The following is a 16773-nucleotide window of genomic DNA, read 5'->3' as shown; positions in this document are numbered from 1 at the left end:
GACATCGCGCGGCCATCGCGCCGAGCCCTCGGCTGCACGCGTGGCGCATTCTGCATAACGAGAAAGGAGACTGCTGTGGCATATGCATTGCAACAGCTCATCAACGGCCTATCGCTAGGGGCCGTCTACGGCCTGATCGCGATCGGCTACACGATGGTGTACGGCATCATCGGCATGATCAACTTCGCCCACGGCGATATCTTCATGGTGAGCGCATTCATCGCGGTCACCGCCTTCACGCTGCTCGCGGCCCTCGGCGTCACGTCGCTGCCGCTGGCGCTCATCGCGGTGCTGATCACCGCGATCTTCTTCACCTCAGCCTACGGCTGGGCGGTCGAACGCATGGCCTATCGGCCGCTGCGCGGTTCGACCCGCCTCGCGCCGCTGATCTCGGCGATCGGCATGTCGATCTTCCTGCAGAACATGGTGCAGCTCACGCAAGGCGCGCGCGTGAAGCCGATTCCGCCCGTCATCGAAGGCGGCATCGAGCTGTGGCAGACGGCCGACTTCACGGTGCAGGTGTCCTGGACCCAGATCATGATCGTGCTCGTCACGATCGTGCTGATGGTGGCCTTCACTTACCTCATCACGCAGACCGCGTTCGGGCGCCAGCAGCGCGCCTGCGAGCAGGACAGCACGATGACGGCGCTACTGGGCATCAACGTCGACCGCACGATCTCGGCGACCTTCATGTTGGGTGCAGCCCTCGCGGCGGTCGCCGGCGTGATGGTGACGGTGTATTACGGCGTCGTCGATTTCTTCATCGGCTTCGTCGCCGGCATCAAGGCCTTTACGGCGGCGGTGCTGGGCGGGATCGGCTCGCTGCCGGGTGCGATGCTCGGCGGGTTGATCATCGGCCTGATCGAATCCTTCTGGGCCGCGTACCTGTCGCCTGAATACAAGGACGTCGCGACCTTTGCGATCCTGATTCTCGTGCTGATGTTCCGCCCCAGCGGACTCCTCGGCCGTCCGGAAGTGGAGAAGGTCTGATGAGTACAGTCATCGTTGCGCGCCATGCGCGCACCCCCGCCGAACGCTTCAAGGACGCCGCCTGGGTGGCCTTCGTCGCGCTGCTGCTCGGCATCCCGATGGTCGGTCTGACGACCGTCGACCAAGGCGGCGCGCTCGCCGTCACCACCCGCTTCGGCATGCTCGCCATGTTCGTCGGGGCATCCTTCGCCGGACGCTTCGTCTTCCGCTGGATCATGGACCAGTTCCGTAACCGGCGGGCGGCGAAGGGTCGCGAGCTCAAGGTCGACCGGACGCCTGTGGCGATCAAGGCGATCGGCTGGGTCGTCCTCGGCGCAGCGGTGGCGATGCCGATCGCGTTCTCGGACAACCGCTACGTGATCGACACCGCAACGACCGTGCTGATTTACGTGATGCTGGGCTGGGGTCTCAACGTCGTCGTCGGCCTCGCCGGTCTGCTCGATCTGGGTTACGTCGCCTTCTACGCGGTCGGCGCCTACACCTACGCCCTGCTCTTCTCGCACTTCGGCTGGACCTTCTGGGAAGCGCTGCCGGTCGCCGGCGCGGCCGCTGCGACCTTCGGCATCGTGCTGGGCTATCCGACACTGCGCCTTCGCGGCGACTACCTCGCGATCGTGACGCTGGGCTTCGGCGAGATCATCCGCGTGATCCTCGTGAACTGGACCGAGTTGTCGAACGGCCCCAACGGCATCGGCTCGATCCCGCGTCCGACGCTCTTCGGCCTGCCCTTCGAGCGCAGTCCGGCCGAAGGCACGCAGAGCTTCGCGAGCTTCTTCGGGATCGAGTTCTCGGGCATGCACCGGATCATCTTCCTGTACTACCTGATCCTGGTGCTGGCGCTGCTGACGAACGTATTCGTGTCGCGGCTGCGGAAGTTGCCGGTCGGCCGCGCGTGGGAAGCGCTGCGCGAGGACGAGATCGCGTGCAAGGCGATGGGCATGAACGTGACCAACGTGAAGCTCTCGGCCTTCACGATCGGCGCGATGCTGGGCGGCTTCGCCGGCGTGTTCTTCGCGGCGCGCCAGGGCTTCATCTCGCCGGAAAGCTTCACCTTCACCGAGTCGGCGACGATCCTCGCGATCGTGGTGCTGGGCGGCATGGGCAGCCAGCTGGGCGTCGTGCTCGCGGCTCTCGTGCTGGTGCTGTTGCCTGAACTGGGCCGCAACTTCTCCGAGTACCGGATGCTGATGTTCGGTACCGCGATGGTGCTGATCATGGTGTGGAGGCCGGGCGGTCTGCTGTCGTCGCGCGAACCCACGATCCGTCTCAACCAGGCCGGTGCCAACAAGGCCGCAGCAATCGGAGGTCAAGCATGAGCGCAACCCTGCTCTCCGTCGAAAATCTGACGATGCGCTTCGGCGGCCTCACCGCCATCGACGATCTGTCGGTGTCGGTGCCCGCAGGCAAGATCACCGCGATCATCGGCCCGAACGGGGCCGGCAAGACGACTTTCTTCAACTGCCTGACCGGCTTCTACAAGCCGACGGTGGGCAGCGTGCGCCTCGCGCATCCGAAGAAGGGCGAGATGCGCCTGGAGACGATGACCGGCCACCGCGTCGCCCGTGACGCGCAGGTCGTGCGGACTTTCCAGAACATCCGCCTCTTTCCGAAGATGACGGTGCTGGAGAACCTGATCGTCGCGCAGCACAACTTCCTGCAGACGGCGTCGCGCTTCTCGATCGCCGGCATCTTCCGCCTGCCCGCCTACCGCAAGGCCGAGGCCGAGGCGCTGAAGACGGCCGTGCATTGGCTCGAGCGCCTGGGGCTGATCGACATCGCCGACGTGGCCGCGGGGGACCTGCCCTACGGCACGCAGCGGCGCATCGAGATCGGGCGCGCGCTGTGCGTCGATCCGGTGCTGCTGTGCCTCGACGAGCCGGCCGCGGGTCTCAATCCGCGCGAATCGGCCGAACTCAACACGCTGCTGCTTTCGCTGTGCCAGCAGGAAGGCATCGCGATCCTGCTGATCGAGCACGACATGAGCGTCGTGATGAAGGTCTCGGACCATATCTGCGTGCTGAACTACGGCCGCAAGATCGCCGAGGGCACGCCCGAGGAAATCCGCAACAACCCCGACGTCATCAAGGCCTACCTCGGCGAGGACGACGAGGACGAATCCGCACAGGTGGAGGTGGCCGCATGATGCTGCATATGGAGGGCGTGCACGCCCATTACGGCCACATCCACGCGCTGCGAGGCATCGACGTCAAGGTGCAGGTCGGCGAGATCGTGACGCTGATCGGCGCGAACGGCGCCGGCAAATCGACGCTGATGATGAGCCTCTTCGGCAAGCCCGGCGCTTCGATGGGCCGGATCGTCTTCGACGGCGAGGACATCACGCGCGTGCCGAGCCATCAGATCTCGCGCCGCGGGATCGCGATCGTGCCGGAAGGCCGTCGCATCTTCTCGCGCATGACGGTGATGGAGAACCTGCTGATGGGCACGACCTTCGCCGATCCGGCGAACTTCAACGCCGACATCAAGCGGATCTACGCGATGTTCCCGATCTTGGAGCAGCGCGCCGCGCAGCGTGCGGGCACGCTCTCGGGCGGCGAACAGCAGATGCTCGCGATCGGGCGTGCGCTGATGAGCCGGCCGAAGCTGCTGCTGCTCGACGAACCGTCCCTGGGCCTCGCGCCGATCTACATCAAGCGCATCTTCCAGATCATCCGCGAGCTCAACACCGAGCACGGCATGACGGTGCTGCTGGTCGAGCAGAACGCGCACCACGCACTGCGCGTCGCGCATCGCGGCTACGTGCTGCAGCACGGCGAGATCGTGCTGGCCGGCAGTGGGCAGGAACTGCTCGCGAGCCCCGAAGTGCGCGCGGCCTACCTGGAAGGCGGTCACTGATGAGCAGCGTCGCCGCCCCGCCCCGCTGGATGCCGTTTGTCGTGCTCGGCATCGGGCTGATGGCAATCTCCTTCGGCTCGATCTTCGCGCGTATCGCGCAGGCCGATGGGGTGCCGTCGCTCGCGGTGGCGTGCTGGCGGGTGGGGCTGGCGGCGCTCGTCGTGACACCGATCGCGCTGTTTCAATCGGGCCGGGCGCTCGCGCGCCTGAGCTCCCGCCAGTGGATCCTCGCCCTGGCGGCGGGCTTGTTCCTGGCGCTGCATTTCGGCATCTGGATCACCTCGCTCGAATATACGTCCGTGGCCTCCAGCACCGCGCTGGTGACGACGAACCCGTTGTGGATCGGGCTCGCGTCCTTCGTGCTGTTTCGCGAACGGCCGAGCCGCATGATGTTGGGCGGCATCGCGCTGTCCTTTGGCGGGAGCCTGCTGATCTTCCTGAGCGATGCGCAGAACGCCGGGGCCGGATCGAATCCCCTGTTCGGCAACCTGCTGGCCCTGGTCGGCTCGTGGTGCTTCTCGGCCTATCTGCTCATCGGCAGGCGGCTGCGCGCGGGCCTGCCGCTACCCGCCTATGTGTGGCTCGCGTATGGCACGGCCGCGCTCTTCCTCGTCGCTGCGAGCCAAGGCAGTGGCGCGCCGCTTGGCGGCTTCAGCCTCTCGGCCTGGGCCGTGCTCGGCGGCATGGCACTCGGGCCGCAGCTCCTCGGCCACACGGCCTACAACTGGTCGCTGCGCCACGTATCGGCCACCTTCGTCGCGGTCGTTACGCTCGGCGAACCGGTGGGCAGCGCGGCGATGGCCTTCATCATCTTCGGCGAGGGTTTTGCGCCGCTGCAGTTCGCGGGCTTCGCGTTGTTGCTGGCGGGGATCTATCTGGCGGCGCGCGGCGAGCGGCCCTGAGCGGGGCCACAAAACCGCGTTCGTCGAATGGGATCCGTCCCATCGTTGCGCCAATCCGGCGTAACATCCGCGCTTCCGAACTTCAGGACGGGCAATCGTGGCCGACGAACAGCAAGCACTCACCATCCTCATCGCCGAGGATGACCGGGCCTCGCGCCATCTGCTCGCGACCTGCCTGAAGCGCGGCGGCTACGAGACCCTCGAAGCCATCACCGGCAACGAGGCGGTCCAGCTCGCGCTCGAGCATCAGCCCGACCTCGCGATCCTCGACATCATGCTGCCCGGGCTGAACGGCACCGAGGTGGCGGCGACGCTGCGGCAGGAGACCGACGTCCCCTTCATGTTCCTGTCGGCGCTCGACGAGGCCCAGGTGGTCCAGAAGGCGATCGACGAAGGCGCGCTCGGCTACCTCGTCAAGCCGCTCAACGTGCCGCAGCTGATCCCGACCGTCCAGGCGGCGCTGGCCCGTGCCCAGGATCTCGCCCGCCTTCGCACGGCCGAGCGGAACCTGTCGACGGCGCTGTCGATAGGGCGCGAGACGAGCATCGCGGTCGGCATTCTGATGGAGCGCCACAAGCTGAGCCAGGCCGCGGCCTTCGAACTCTTGCGCGTCGAGGCGCGGTCGCAGCGCCGCCGTGTCGCGGATCTCGCCGAGATGATCGTGGGCGCGACGGAAACGCTGAACACCATCGTCGGCGGCGGCAGAGGGTCGCGCTGACAGCGGGGACGCCCTTGCCTGCGACAGACCGTGACGTATGTAACGGAAGATTTGTATCTGTTTGTTGACAAGACTCCAGTGCAGCCCTAAATTCCACCCCGCTGGATATCACTTTCGCCCTATCCCCGCGAAGCCGGTGATCATCCAGTCTTCAAGATCACAGGCGTACCTCCCAGCCCCTGGGGTACGTCGAACCTCCGGCCTGATCCCTGCCGTAATTCCCTTCGCGCCTATTGCGCGGGAGAGCTTTTACGGTGAAGACCTCGACCAGGCCGTCCCTTTCTGCGCCATGCTCGCTGCCGTGTGATCCGTTCGCCTGTGCGTCCGCACAGGGAGCAGGCCGATGAGCGCCCGCCGGTCCACGTCGCCGGTTTTCACACTGCTGCTGCCGTTCGCCGCGCTCGGTAGCGCGGTCGCATTCGCCGCATGGACACTGCAACTGCCGCTCGGCCTCGCCGGATGGCTCCTGCTGGTCGCCACGGTGGGCGCCTCGGGCCTCGTCGCCTTCCTCGCCCTGCAGCGTCAGGCCAAAGCCAACCTGCGCAGCCAGCATGAGCTCGACTCCGCGATGGCAGGCCTCGAAGGCGAGACCCACGCGATGCTCGAACAGTTTTCCCTGGCCTTCAACGACCAGTTCCACGCCATCCGCGACGAACTCGAACAGGTCCGCAGCCTCGTCGCCGATGCGGGCGGAAAGCTCCTGTCCAGTTTTTCCGGCATGAACGACCACCTTTCCCAGCAACAGGCGCTGGCCGTGCGGCTGACGGTTCCGACCCACGCCCAGGCAGCCGACGCGGCGGGCGGCGTCGAGAGCTTCGAGTCCTTCGTCGGAAAGACATCGGAAACGATGAGCATGTTCGTCGACACGACGATCGAGACGAGCAAGATCGGCATTTCGCTCGTCGAGAAGATGCAGGACATCTCGATGCAGGTCGAGAAGATGCATTCGGTGCTCGGCGAGATGACGGGCATCTCGGATCAGACCAATCTCCTCGCGCTCAACGCGGCGATCGAGGCGGCGCGGGCTGGAGCGGAAGGCCGCGGGTTCGCCGTCGTGGCGGACGAGGTGCGCCGGCTGTCCGACCGCTCGAAGGAATTCTCGAACCAGATCGTCGCTTACATGCACGAGGTGAAGGGCTCGATACGGGGAGCCGAGGCCGAGATTAACCACATGGCGGCGCGAGACATGAACTTCGCGCTCGAATCGAAGGCCGGCATCCAATGCATGCTGGCGACGCTCTCGGGGATCAATGCCGAAAGCACCCGCACTGTCGATGAGCTCGCGCACATCGCGAACCGCGTCGAGGAGGACGTCAGCGTCGCGGTGACCTCGCTGCAGTTCCAGGACCTGACCACCCAGCTGGTCGGCCACATCGCCCAGCGCATCGAGGCGCTCGGCAGTGCGCTGCACGACATCGCCGCGATCCGCACCGACACCGGCGCGATGGAAGGCGCGCTCGGCAATCGCCTGAGCGCGCTGAAGGGCGCGATCCACCAGGCGGCCGAGCACATCGCCGCGTCGAACCGCAGCCCGGTCAAACAACAGCAAATGGCAGCCGGCGACATCGAGCTCTTCTGATGTCCCGCCCGCAATGAACAGGAGAAACGCATGAGCAAGACGATTCTGACCGTGGACGACTCCCCTTCCGTCCGCGGCATGGTGGCCTTCACGCTGAAGGGGGCGGGTTACACGGTGGTCGAGGCCGGCGACGGCGCGGACGGGCTCGCGAAGGCGCGCACGCAATCGTTCTCCCTGGTCCTGACCGACCAGAACATGCCGAAGATGGACGGCCTGACGCTGATCAAGTCGTTGCGCGGCCTGCCGCCATACCGCAGCACGCCGATCCTGATGCTGACGACCGAAGCGAGCGACGCGATGAAGTCGCAGGGCCGCGCGGCCGGCGCCACCGGCTGGCTCGTGAAGCCCTTCGACCCGCAGAAGCTGCTCGAAGTCGTCCGCAAGGTCATTGGCTGATTCCGGCCCCAATCGCGAGCGCGCATGCAAACCGACCTCTCGCACTTCCACCAGGTCTTCTTCGAGGAGGCCGGCGAGCATCTGGCGACGATGGAGAGCCTGCTGCTGCAGCTCGACATCGCCGCGCCGGACGCCGATGACCTGAACGCGATCTTCCGCGCGGCGCATTCGATCAAGGGCGGCGCGGGGACCTTCGGCTTCGGCGATCTGACCGAAGTGACGCACGTCCTCGAAAGCCTGCTCGACCGCATCCGCAATCACGAACTCGCCCTGCGCCCGGAGATGATCGACGTCTTCCTGAAGGCGGGCGACGTGCTGAGCGCGCAGCTCGCGGGACATCGCGACGCAGCCGACGTCGATCCGTCCGCTGCGGAGGCAATCATTGGGCGGCTGCGCGAACTGGCGAGTACAACGCCTGCGGCGGCTTCCACGGCGCCCACAGCGGAAGTCCACGCTCCCGCCGCCAACCGCATCACCGTCACCTACACGCCGAATGAATCGGCCGCCGGCACGAGCGGCGAGACGGCGACCAATCTACTGGCCGAACTCGCCGACCAGGGCGAGGCGACCCTGCTCACGGAAGAACTGACCCCGGGCCGCTTCCGCTACGTCTTCACGGTTGCCACCGGCGCGGACGATGAACGCATCCGGGAGATCTTCGACTTCGTCGCGCTACCGGACGAACTGCATATCGAACAGGACAGCTGCGCGGCGGGCGCCGACGCTCCGAGCGCAGCGGCAAGCGGGGATGAAGACTTCGGCTTCTTCGACGACGCCCCCGGTTGCCCCGCCGAACCCGATCCGGGATACGGCTTCTTCACCGACTCCCCGACGGTGGAAGAACCGGATCCCGGATACGGGTTCTTCGAGCCCCTGCCCGCGCCCGTCGCCGAAACCGCCCCGGCCTCCCCCGCGCCCGAAGCGCGCAAGCCGGCTGCGAAGCCTGCCGACAAGGCTGCGGCCGACTCGTCGATCCGCGTGAGCGTCGAGAAGGTCGACCACATGATCAACCTCGTCGGCGAGCTCGTGATCACCCAGGCGATGCTCGCCCAGACGGTCGGCGGACTCGCGCCGGAGATCGCCGAGCGCCTCTTCAACGGCATGGCGCAGCTCGAACGCAACACGCGCGATCTGCAGGACACGGTGATGTCGATCCGCATGATGCCGATGTCCTTCGTCTTCAGCCGCTATCCGCGCGTCGTGCGCGACCTCGCGAATCAGCTCGGCAAGGACGTCGCGCTCGTGACCGAGGGCGAGGCGACCGAGCTCGACAAGGGCCTGATCGAGAAGATCGTCGATCCGCTGACCCACCTCGTGCGCAACAGCCTGGACCACGGCATCGAGATGCCGGATCGCCGCGCCGCCGCCGGCAAGAGCCCGCGCGGCACCGTGACGCTGCGCGCCGCACATCAGGGCGGCAACATCGTGATCGAGGTGGAGGACGACGGCGCCGGATTGCGGCGCGAGAAGCTGCTCGCGAAGGCGCGCGAGCGCGGGATGGCGATGTCGGACGCGATGAGCGACCAGGAGGTGTGGATGCTGATCTTCGCGCCCGGCTTCTCGACCGCGGAGACCGTGACCGACGTGTCCGGCCGCGGCGTCGGCATGGACGTCGTCAAGCGCAACATCGATGCGCTCAACGGTCGCGTCGAGATCGCGTCCGCACCGGGCATCGGCACCAAGGTCACGATCCGCCTGCCGCTGACGCTCGCGATCCTCGACGGCATGTCGGTCGGCGTCGGCGGCGAAGTGTTCATCGTGCCGCTGACCTACATCGTCGAATCCTTCCAGCCCGCGGCGAGCGACATCCGCACGATCTCCGGCACCGGGCAGGTCGTGCATGTGCGCGGCGAATACCTGCCGCTGATCCCGCTCTACCAGAACTTCAATCTGGAGCCGGAAACGCGCGATCCGACCCGCGGCATCGTCGTGATCGTCGAGACCGCCGGCGGACGCCTCGCGCTCTTCGTTGACCGCCTGCTCGGCCAGCACCAGGTCGTCATCAAGAGCATGGAAACGAATTACCGCAAGGTGCCCGGCTTTGCCGGCGCCACGATCATGGGCGACGGACGCGTGGCCCTGATCCTCGACATCGCAGCCCTCGCGCCGCGGCCCTGAACGCAGCCAAGGAAGAACTCATGACGGCAAGCCCATCGTCCGAACTGTCGCCGCACGCCGGCGACGAACTGCTGACCTTCACGCTCGGCAGCGAGGAATACGGCATCGACATCCTCAAGGTGCAGGAGATCCGCGGCTACGACGCCGTGACCCGCATCGTGAATGCGCCCGACTTCATCAAGGGGGTGATCAACCTGCGCGGCGTGATCGTGCCGATCGTCGACATGCGGATCAAATTTCGCCTGAGCGAGCCGACTTACGACGCCTTCACGGTCGTGATCATCCTGAACGTCGCCGGGCGCGTCGTCGGCATGGTCGTCGATGGCGTCTCGGACGTGATCACGCTCGGCCAGGACCAGTTGAAGGCAGCGCCCGAATTCGGCGCAACGGTCGATACCCGCTTCGTGCTCGGCCTCGCCACGATCGACGAACGGATGATCATCGTCGTCGACATCGAGCGCCTGATGACGAGCGAGGACATGGAACTCGTGGAAGCGGCGGCCGCCTAGGCGCCTTCCGATCGGATGACAAGAACCCAGGATTCGCAATTTTCCGGAGACACACAGTGAAGAAACTTCAGTCCCTCAAGGTCAGCACGCGCCTCGCCTGGCTCACCGGCGTCGCAGTCATCGGCCTGCTGCTCGCCGTGGGCGTCTTTCTCGTGCAGGGCAAGGCCCAGGCGCTCAAGGAAAAGCAGGACAAGACGCGCAACGTCGTCGAATCCGCCTATTCGGTTCTCGTCCACTTCAACCAGCTCGAGAAGGACGGGGTGCTGTCGCGCGAACAGGCGCAGAAGCTTGCCGGCGAGACGATCCGCCAGATGCACTACGACGGCGACGAGTACTTCTGGATCAACGACATGACGCCGCGGACCCTCTACCACGGGGCCAAGGCCGAGCTCGAAGGCAAGGACATGTCGGGGCTGAAGGACCCGAACGGCAAGCTGCTGTTCGTCGAGTTCGTCCGTGTCGTGAAGGATCAGGGCTCGGGCTTTGTCGATTACTACTGGCCGAAGGCCGGCTCCCAGGTTCCGGTCCCGAAGATCTCCTATGTACGCGGCTTCGCGCCCTGGGACTGGATCATCGGCTCGGGCATCTACATCGACGAGCTGGAGGCCGAGTTCCATCAGCAAGTCGTCAAACTCGCGATGATGATCGTGCCGATCCTGTTGGTGCTCGGCGTGCTGTCGCTGATGATCGCCCGCAGCATCGCGCGCCAGTTGGGCGGCGAGCCGATCTACGCCGCCGAGGCCGTCCATCGCATCGCCAATGGCGACCTGTCGATGGAACTGCAGGTCAGGAAGGGGGACACGACGAGCCTCCTCGCGTCGCTGAAGACGATGCAGGACAGCCTGCGCACGACCGTCGACGAAGTGCAGACGCTGGTCGAGGCGGCCGCGACGCGCGGCGAGTTCGACGTGAAGGTCACGGCCGAAGGCCGCAAGGGCTTCATGCTGACGCTGGCCGAACAGCTCAACCAACTCTCCGAGATCACCGACAAGGGCCTGCGCGACGTGATGCAGGTCGCGGACGCCCTCGCCCACGGCGATCTGACCCAGACCGTCGACAACGACTACCCCGGCCTCTTCGGCCTGACGCGCGAAGGGATCAACACGACGGTCATCAACCTGCGCAAGCTCGTCGACGAGATCAAGAGCTCGGTCGACTCGATCAACATTGCGTCGAAGGAAATCGCGCAGGGCAACCAGGACCTGTCGCAGCGCACCGAGGAGCAGGCCTCCAGCCTCGAGGAAACCGCCTCCAGCATGGAAGAGCTGACCTCGACCGTGAAGCAGAACGCCGAGAACGCGCGCCACGCGAACCAGCTCGCCAACGGCGCGAGCGAAGCCGCCGGCAAGGGCGGCGTGGTGGTCGGCGAAGTGGTCGGCACGATGCGGTCGATCAACGAGTCCTCGCGCAAGATCGTCGACATCATCTCAGTGATCGACGGCATCGCCTTCCAGACCAACATTCTCGCACTGAACGCCGCGGTGGAAGCGGCCCGCGCCGGCGAACAGGGCCGCGGCTTCGCGGTCGTCGCCTCCGAAGTGCGCAGCCTCGCGCAGCGCAGCGCGGGTGCGGCCAAGGAGATCAAGGCGCTGATCGACGACTCGGTCGAGAAGGTCGAGAAGGGCTCGCGTCTCGTCGAGCAGGCGGGCAGTTCGATGGACGAGATCGTCGGCTCGATCCGCCGCGTCACCGATGTGATGGGCGAGATCTCGGCGGCGTCGATCGAGCAGAGCTCGGGCATCGAGCAGGTCAACCAGGCCGTCACGCAGATGGACGAGGTGACGCAGCAGAACGCCGCGCTGGTCGAGGAAGCCGCCGCCGCCGCCGAGGCGCTGGAGGAGCAGGCGCAGAACCTCGCGCAGGCGGTGAGCGTGTTCAAGCTCGACAACAAGGCTCCGACGGGTCTCAGCGTCGTGAAGGGTCTGGTCGCCGGCGCCCGCCGTACCGCGGCCGCTGCACCCGCGCGCGCGCCGGAACGCCCCGCCGCGCCGCAGGTGCCCGTCCGTCCCGCACGCAAGGCAATCGCCGCCGTCCCTGCGGGCGGCCCGGAAGACGAGTGGGACGAGTTCTGATTCCGCGCTTGGCCACCCAGCACGCTGACTCATGACGCCCCGACCCATGCCGGAAGTGATCGATAAAGAGCGGGAGTTCGACTATACGGATCGCGATTTCGCGCGCATCCGCCAGCTCATCTATGACCACGCCGGCATCTCGCTGTCGGAGAAGAAGCGCGACATGGTCTACAGCCGGATCGCGCGACGCCTGCGGGCCAACGCGCTGGAACGCTTCTCCGATTACCTCGCGCTGTTGGAACAGGACGACGGGCGGGAGTGGGAGCAGTTCGTCAACGCACTGACGACGAACCTGACCTCCTTCTTCCGCGAGCCGCACCATTTCCCGGTGCTCGCCGAGCTCGCGCGCAAGCGGCCGAAGGGCCTGCGGGTGTGGTGCGCGGCGGCGTCGACGGGCGAGGAGCCCTACTCCATCGCGATCACGCTCGCCGACGCCTACGGCTCCAACACACCGCCCGCGCGCATCCTCGCGACCGACCTCGACACGCAGGTGCTGACGCGCGCGCGGGCGGGCATCTATCCGCTCGACCGCGTCGAAAAGCTCCCCGCGGCGACGCTGAAGCGCCACTTCAACCGCGGCACGGGGCGCAACGAAGGTCTCGCCCGGGTGCGGCCGGAGCTGCGCAACCTGATCGAATTCGACCAGATCAACCTGCTCGATCCGCGCTGGTCGGTCGAGGGGCCGCTCGATGCGATCTTCTGCCGCAATGTGATGATTTATTTCGACAAGCCGACGCAGCGCCGCATCCTTGAGCGCTTCGTTCCGCTGCTCGCCCCCCACGGTCTGCTGTTCGCCGGACACTCGGAGAACTTCCACAATGCCCACGATCTCTTTCGGCTGCGCGGCAAGACCATTTACGAGCCCATCCGGCATTGAGCGGACGATCATGAAACGCGATTTCGACACGCCGCCCGGCCCCAACCGGTATTTCGACCCGATCTTCAACATCGATGCGGTCAAGATCCTGCCCGGGGACTACCACACGACGGACCGCGAAATCGTCATCGTCACCGTGCTCGGTTCCTGCGTGTCGGCCTGCATCCGCGACCCGCTGCTGGGCATCGGCGGCATGAATCACTTCATGCTGCCGCACGAACGCAACGATGGTGCTACGCCGGTCTCCTCGGCCGCGTGCTACGGCACCTACGCGATGGAGGTGCTGATCAACGACCTCGTCAAACGCGGTGCGAGCCGGGAGCGCTTCGAGGTGAAGCTCTTCGGCGGCGGCAAGGTGATCAAGGGTTTCAACGTCACCAACGTCGGCGAACGCAACGCGCGCTTCGCGACCGAATACATGAAGCTCGAGGGCCTGAAGGTCGCGGCGAGCGATCTCCTCGACGACTGCCCGCGCAAGGTGTACTTCTTCCCCCGGACCGGTCGCGTGCTCGTGAAGAAGCTGCGGCGCCTCAACAACGACACCATCGCGCGGCGCGAAGAGGATTACGAAACGCGCCTCGCCCGCACGCGCTTCGGCGGCGATGTCGAGCTCTTCAGCTGATCGGCGCGTTTTGCGATGACTATCAAGGTCCTGATCGTCGACGACTCCGCGCTGGTGCGCCAGGTGCTGCGCGAGATCCTCTCCGCACAGCCGGGGATCGAGGTCGTCGGCACCGCGGCCGACCCGATCTACGCGCGCGACCTGGTCAAGCGCCTGAGCCCGGACGTGATCACGCTCGACATCGAGATGCCGCGCATGGACGGCCTCGAGTTCCTCGGCCGCCTGATGCGGCTGCGGCCGATGCCGGTGGTGATGGTGTCGTCGCTGACCGAGCGCGGCTCGGAGGTCACGCTGCGGGCTCTGGAACTGGGCGCCGTCGATTACATCGCCAAGCCGCGCATGGACATCGAACGCGGCTTGTCGGCGTATGCCGACGAACTCGGCGACAAGATCCGCGCCGCGGCGACGGCGAAGCTGCGCAAGCGGGCGCTCGCGGTGTCGGCGAGCCACACTGCGGACGCGATCCTGCCGGCCGTCGCCGACCCGATCACCTCAACCGAAAAACTGATGATCATGGGCGCCTCGACGGGCGGCACCGAAGCCTTGCGCGACGTGCTCATGCGCATGCCGGCGGATGCGCCCGCGATCCTCGTCGCCCAGCACATGCCGCCGGGCTTCACCCAGACCTTCGCGCGGCGGCTCGATTCGATCTGCCGCGTGCACGTGAAGGAAGCCGAACATGGCGAGCGGATACTGCCGGGGCACTGCTATATCGCCCCCGGCCACTCGCACCTGCTCCTCGCCCGCAGCGGCGCCAACTACACGGTCGAGCTGAACGCAGGTCTGCCGGTGAACCGCCACCGGCCGTCTGTCGACGCCCTCTTCCGCTCCGCGGCCAATTGCGCCGGCGGCAACGCGGTCGGCGTGATCCTGACCGGCATGGGCAAGGACGGTGCCGCAGGGCTGCTCGAGATGCGCAATCGCGGCGCGCACACGATCGCGCAGGACGAAGCGAGCTGCGTCGTCTTCGGCATGCCGCGCGAAGCCATCGCCCTCGGCGCCGCTGCGGAAGTGGCGCCGCTCGAAGAAATCGCCGGACGGATGCTGTCGCGCTTCGCACGCGGGGCGCAACGCAGTATCCGCGTATAAGAAGCCCAACACTAAGACCGCCAGGAGAGAGACACCATGACCGTGAGACTGACCCGCCAGGACAACCAGGCGATTCTCGCTATCCACGGGCGCTTCGATTTCAGCCTGCACGCCGAATTTCGCAAGTGCTCGGAAGAAGCGCTCAACCTTGAGGACGCTCGCCAGATCGTCGTCAATCTCAGCCGCGTCGACTACCTCGACAGCTCGGCGCTGGGCATGCTGCTCCTGCTGCGCGAGAAGGCCGCCGGCAACGCGCGCAGCGAGGTCGTTCTCTCCGGCGCCCGCGGCATGGTGAAGCAGGTGCTCGAAGTCGCGAATTTCGGCCGCATGTTCAGGATCGACTGATCATGTCTTCCAGACTACGCATCCTCGTGGTCGACGACATCGAGGCCAACCGCAGCCTGATCAGCCGCTTCGTGAGCACCCTCGGCCACGAAGCGGTGTGCGCGTCGAACGGCCGCGAGGCGGTCGATGCCTGCCGCGAGCAGTTGCCCGACGTGGCGCTCATGGACGTCATGATGCCGGTGATGGACGGCTACGCCGCGGCGGCCGAGATCCGCGCGCTGTGCGGCACGCGCTGGCTGCCGATCATCTTCCTGTCGGCGAAAAGCAGCGAGACTGAGCAGCTCGAAGGCCTCGGCATCGGCGACGACTACCTCACCAAGCCCGTCAGCCTCGCGATGCTGCGCGCCAAGATCGAGGTGATGCGCCGCATCGCCGACATGCAGGCGCACATCGCCGACAATGCCGCACGGCTGGCCGCGTATCGCGACAACAACGAGCAGGAACAGCAATTCACGCGGCACATCCTGGACCACATCGTCGGCTACAGCGACTGCCTCACCGGCCCGCTGAAACGCTGGATCAAACCCGCGCGCCACCTCTCCGGCGACGTCATCGCCCAGGCCTGCTCGCCCACCGGCACGCTCCACGCGCTGATCGCCGACAGCACGGGCCACGGGCTCGCCGCCGCGATCAGCGTGATTCCGGCGATCGACACCTTCTACATGATGACGCGCCGCGGCTACGACATCGGCAGCATCGTGCGCGAGATCAACAACAAGCTGCATGGCCTGCTGCCGGCAAACCGTTTCGTCGCCGCCGCCGCGGTGAGCATCGACCGCTACCGCCACCAGATCGAGGTCTGGAACGGCGGCATCCCCACGGTGTTGTTCGTCGGTGCCGATCGCGGCGTCGCCTACGAATGGCCCTCGCGCCATCCACCGCTCGGCATTCTCTCCGATGCCGAGTTCGAACCCTGCCTCGAAAACTGGCACTGGAGCGAACAAGGGGAAATGCTGCTGTGCTCGGACGGCCTCATCGACGCCGAAAACCCGGCCGGCGAACCCTTCGGACGCACGCGCCTGCTCGACGCGATCGCTCACAATGGCGGCGACGACAGCTTCGCGGCGATCGTCGATGCCGTCACCGCCCACCTCGGCGGTCGCGACAACCACGACGACCTCTCGCTCGCCGCAATCGCCTGCACCGGCGCGCTGCACCAACCCTGCAACCACTCGCATCCGTCGATCGAGACGCCGCAATTCAACGCCAGCAACTGGAGCCTGCACCTGCACTTCGGCGCGGCCGAAATCCGCGAACAGGCGGTCCAGCCCTTGCTGACGCGGTGGCTGAACCAGTTGAGCCTCGGCGCAAACGAATTCGGCGAACTGCTGCTGATCCTCAACGAGCTCTGCACGAACGCCATCGACCACGGCCTGCTGCGGCTCGACTCCGCACTCAAGCAGCGCCCCGAAGGTTACGAAGCCTTCCATCGGGAACGCTCGCAGCGCCTCGCGGAACTGCAGCAAGGCGCCATCGACGTCCAGTTCTCGCAGTTCATCGAGGGCGGCAAGCGCCTTCTCCAGATCCGCATCGCCGACAGCGGCAAGGGATTCGATCATGCCCGCCACACGGCCCGCACGTGTCAGACGAACGAGCTGCCGCACGGCCGCGGCATCGCGCTCGCAAGCAGGCTTGCCAGTTCGCTTCGTTACGCCGGATGCGGCAACGAAGCCATCGTTGATTACGCTCTGCAGGACTAGATC

General features: G+C 66.2%; 16 protein-coding genes and 1 pseudogene. All 17 read left to right on the top strand.

Annotation, left to right across the window (positions count from 1 at the left end):
- Positions 1 to 75 precede the first annotated feature (75 nt).
- The 17 genes and pseudogenes from AZKH_RS10415 (at position 76) to AZKH_RS10340 (ending at position 16770) form a co-directional block, all read left to right on the top strand.
- Complete coding sequence (locus AZKH_RS10415) at positions 76 to 990, top strand: branched-chain amino acid ABC transporter permease (RefSeq protein ID WP_015435731.1); 915 nt, start codon at positions 76 to 78, stop codon at positions 988 to 990.
- Positions 990 to 2306, top strand: coding sequence for a high-affinity branched-chain amino acid ABC transporter permease LivM (gene livM, locus AZKH_RS10410; protein ID WP_015435730.1), 1317 nt, complete (start codon positions 990 to 992; stop codon positions 2304 to 2306). Before AZKH_RS10415 ends, livM begins: the two co-directional genes overlap by 1 nt.
- On the top strand, positions 2303 to 3133 hold the full coding sequence (locus tag AZKH_RS10405) for an ABC transporter ATP-binding protein (protein WP_015435729.1): 831 nt from the start codon (positions 2303 to 2305) through the stop codon (positions 3131 to 3133). The genes livM and AZKH_RS10405 overlap by 4 nt, the downstream gene beginning before the upstream one ends.
- On the top strand, positions 3133 to 3843 hold the full coding sequence (locus AZKH_RS10400; protein WP_041657181.1) for an ABC transporter ATP-binding protein: 711 nt from the start codon (positions 3133 to 3135) through the stop codon (positions 3841 to 3843). Before AZKH_RS10405 ends, AZKH_RS10400 begins: the two co-directional genes overlap by 1 nt.
- Positions 3843 to 4745 carry a DMT family transporter gene (locus AZKH_RS10395; protein ID WP_015435727.1) on the top strand — a complete coding sequence of 301 codons (903 nt, stop codon included), beginning with the start codon at positions 3843 to 3845 and terminating at the stop codon, positions 4743 to 4745. The genes AZKH_RS10400 and AZKH_RS10395 overlap by 1 nt, the downstream gene beginning before the upstream one ends.
- A gap of 97 nt (positions 4746 to 4842) precedes the next feature.
- Positions 4843 to 5463, top strand: a complete 621-nt coding sequence (locus tag AZKH_RS10390; RefSeq protein WP_015435726.1) for an ANTAR domain-containing response regulator — start codon at positions 4843 to 4845, stop codon at positions 5461 to 5463.
- Positions 5464 to 5806: 343 nt separating this feature from the next.
- A complete protein-coding gene (locus AZKH_RS26305) occupies positions 5807 to 7042 on the top strand; it encodes a methyl-accepting chemotaxis protein (RefSeq protein ID WP_015435725.1) in 1236 nt (411 codons plus the stop codon).
- 30 nt (positions 7043 to 7072) lie between these two features.
- Complete coding sequence (locus AZKH_RS10380) at positions 7073 to 7438, top strand: response regulator (RefSeq protein WP_015435724.1); 366 nt, start codon at positions 7073 to 7075, stop codon at positions 7436 to 7438.
- A gap of 24 nt (positions 7439 to 7462) precedes the next feature.
- A pseudogene (locus AZKH_RS28000) lies at positions 7463 to 7729 on the top strand (Hpt domain-containing protein); the annotation flags it as partial.
- Between the two features lie 543 nt (positions 7730 to 8272).
- Entirely contained in the window at positions 8273 to 9556 is a 1284-nt protein-coding gene (locus AZKH_RS27995) for a chemotaxis protein CheW (protein WP_369795113.1), read from the top strand.
- Between the two features lie 20 nt (positions 9557 to 9576).
- Positions 9577 to 10065 (top strand): chemotaxis protein CheW, encoded by a 489-nt coding sequence (locus AZKH_RS10370; RefSeq protein WP_015435722.1) that lies wholly within the window; start codon positions 9577 to 9579, stop codon positions 10063 to 10065.
- Between the two features lie 56 nt (positions 10066 to 10121).
- The gene (locus tag AZKH_RS27910; RefSeq protein ID WP_015435721.1) at positions 10122 to 12137 is read left to right on the top strand and encodes a methyl-accepting chemotaxis protein; all 2016 of its coding nucleotides are present in this window, start codon (positions 10122 to 10124) and stop codon (positions 12135 to 12137) included.
- 31 nt (positions 12138 to 12168) lie between these two features.
- Positions 12169 to 13014, top strand: coding sequence for a CheR family methyltransferase (locus AZKH_RS10360; protein WP_051071668.1), 846 nt, complete (start codon positions 12169 to 12171; stop codon positions 13012 to 13014).
- Between the two features lie 10 nt (positions 13015 to 13024).
- Positions 13025 to 13636 carry a chemoreceptor glutamine deamidase CheD gene (gene cheD / locus AZKH_RS10355; protein ID WP_015435719.1) on the top strand — a complete coding sequence of 204 codons (612 nt, stop codon included), beginning with the start codon at positions 13025 to 13027 and terminating at the stop codon, positions 13634 to 13636.
- A 15-nt stretch (positions 13637 to 13651) separates the two neighbouring features.
- On the top strand, positions 13652 to 14725 hold the full coding sequence (locus AZKH_RS10350; protein ID WP_015435718.1) for a chemotaxis response regulator protein-glutamate methylesterase: 1074 nt from the start codon (positions 13652 to 13654) through the stop codon (positions 14723 to 14725).
- Positions 14726 to 14761: 36 nt separating this feature from the next.
- Positions 14762 to 15070: an STAS domain-containing protein gene (locus AZKH_RS10345; protein ID WP_015435717.1), complete on the top strand. Its 309-nt coding sequence runs from the start codon at positions 14762 to 14764 to the stop codon at positions 15068 to 15070.
- 2 nt (positions 15071 to 15072) lie between these two features.
- Entirely contained in the window at positions 15073 to 16770 is a 1698-nt protein-coding gene (locus AZKH_RS10340; protein WP_015435716.1) for a SpoIIE family protein phosphatase, read from the top strand.
- The last annotated feature ends 3 nt before the right edge of the window (positions 16771 to 16773 follow it).

It is taken from the genome of Azoarcus sp. KH32C, assembly GCF_000349945.1.
Classification (GTDB): Bacteria; Pseudomonadota; Gammaproteobacteria; order Burkholderiales; family Rhodocyclaceae; genus Aromatoleum.
The sequence above is the reverse complement of the archived record's forward strand: the minus strand, read 5'-3'. Positions and strand labels throughout refer to the sequence as shown.

Coding starts and splice junctions, on each gene's coding strand:
- cheD (WP_015435719.1), top strand. CDS start 13,025: ATGAAACGCGATTTCGACACGCCGCCCGGCCCCAACCGGTATTTCGAC.
- AZKH_RS10395 (WP_015435727.1), top strand. CDS start 3,843: ATGAGCAGCGTCGCCGCCCCGCCCCGCTGGATGCCGTTTGTCGTGCTC.
- AZKH_RS10340 (WP_015435716.1), top strand. CDS start 15,073: ATGTCTTCCAGACTACGCATCCTCGTGGTCGACGACATCGAGGCCAAC.
- AZKH_RS10345 (WP_015435717.1), top strand. CDS start 14,762: ATGACCGTGAGACTGACCCGCCAGGACAACCAGGCGATTCTCGCTATC.
- AZKH_RS10380 (WP_015435724.1), top strand. CDS start 7,073: ATGAGCAAGACGATTCTGACCGTGGACGACTCCCCTTCCGTCCGCGGC.
- livM (WP_015435730.1), top strand. CDS start 990: ATGAGTACAGTCATCGTTGCGCGCCATGCGCGCACCCCCGCCGAACGC.
- AZKH_RS10400 (WP_041657181.1), top strand. CDS start 3,133: ATGCTGCATATGGAGGGCGTGCACGCCCATTACGGCCACATCCACGCG.
- AZKH_RS26305 (WP_015435725.1), top strand. CDS start 5,807: ATGAGCGCCCGCCGGTCCACGTCGCCGGTTTTCACACTGCTGCTGCCG.
- AZKH_RS10370 (WP_015435722.1), top strand. CDS start 9,577: ATGACGGCAAGCCCATCGTCCGAACTGTCGCCGCACGCCGGCGACGAA.
- AZKH_RS10405 (WP_015435729.1), top strand. CDS start 2,303: ATGAGCGCAACCCTGCTCTCCGTCGAAAATCTGACGATGCGCTTCGGC.
- AZKH_RS10350 (WP_015435718.1), top strand. CDS start 13,652: ATGACTATCAAGGTCCTGATCGTCGACGACTCCGCGCTGGTGCGCCAG.
- AZKH_RS10360 (WP_051071668.1), top strand. CDS start 12,169: ATGACGCCCCGACCCATGCCGGAAGTGATCGATAAAGAGCGGGAGTTC.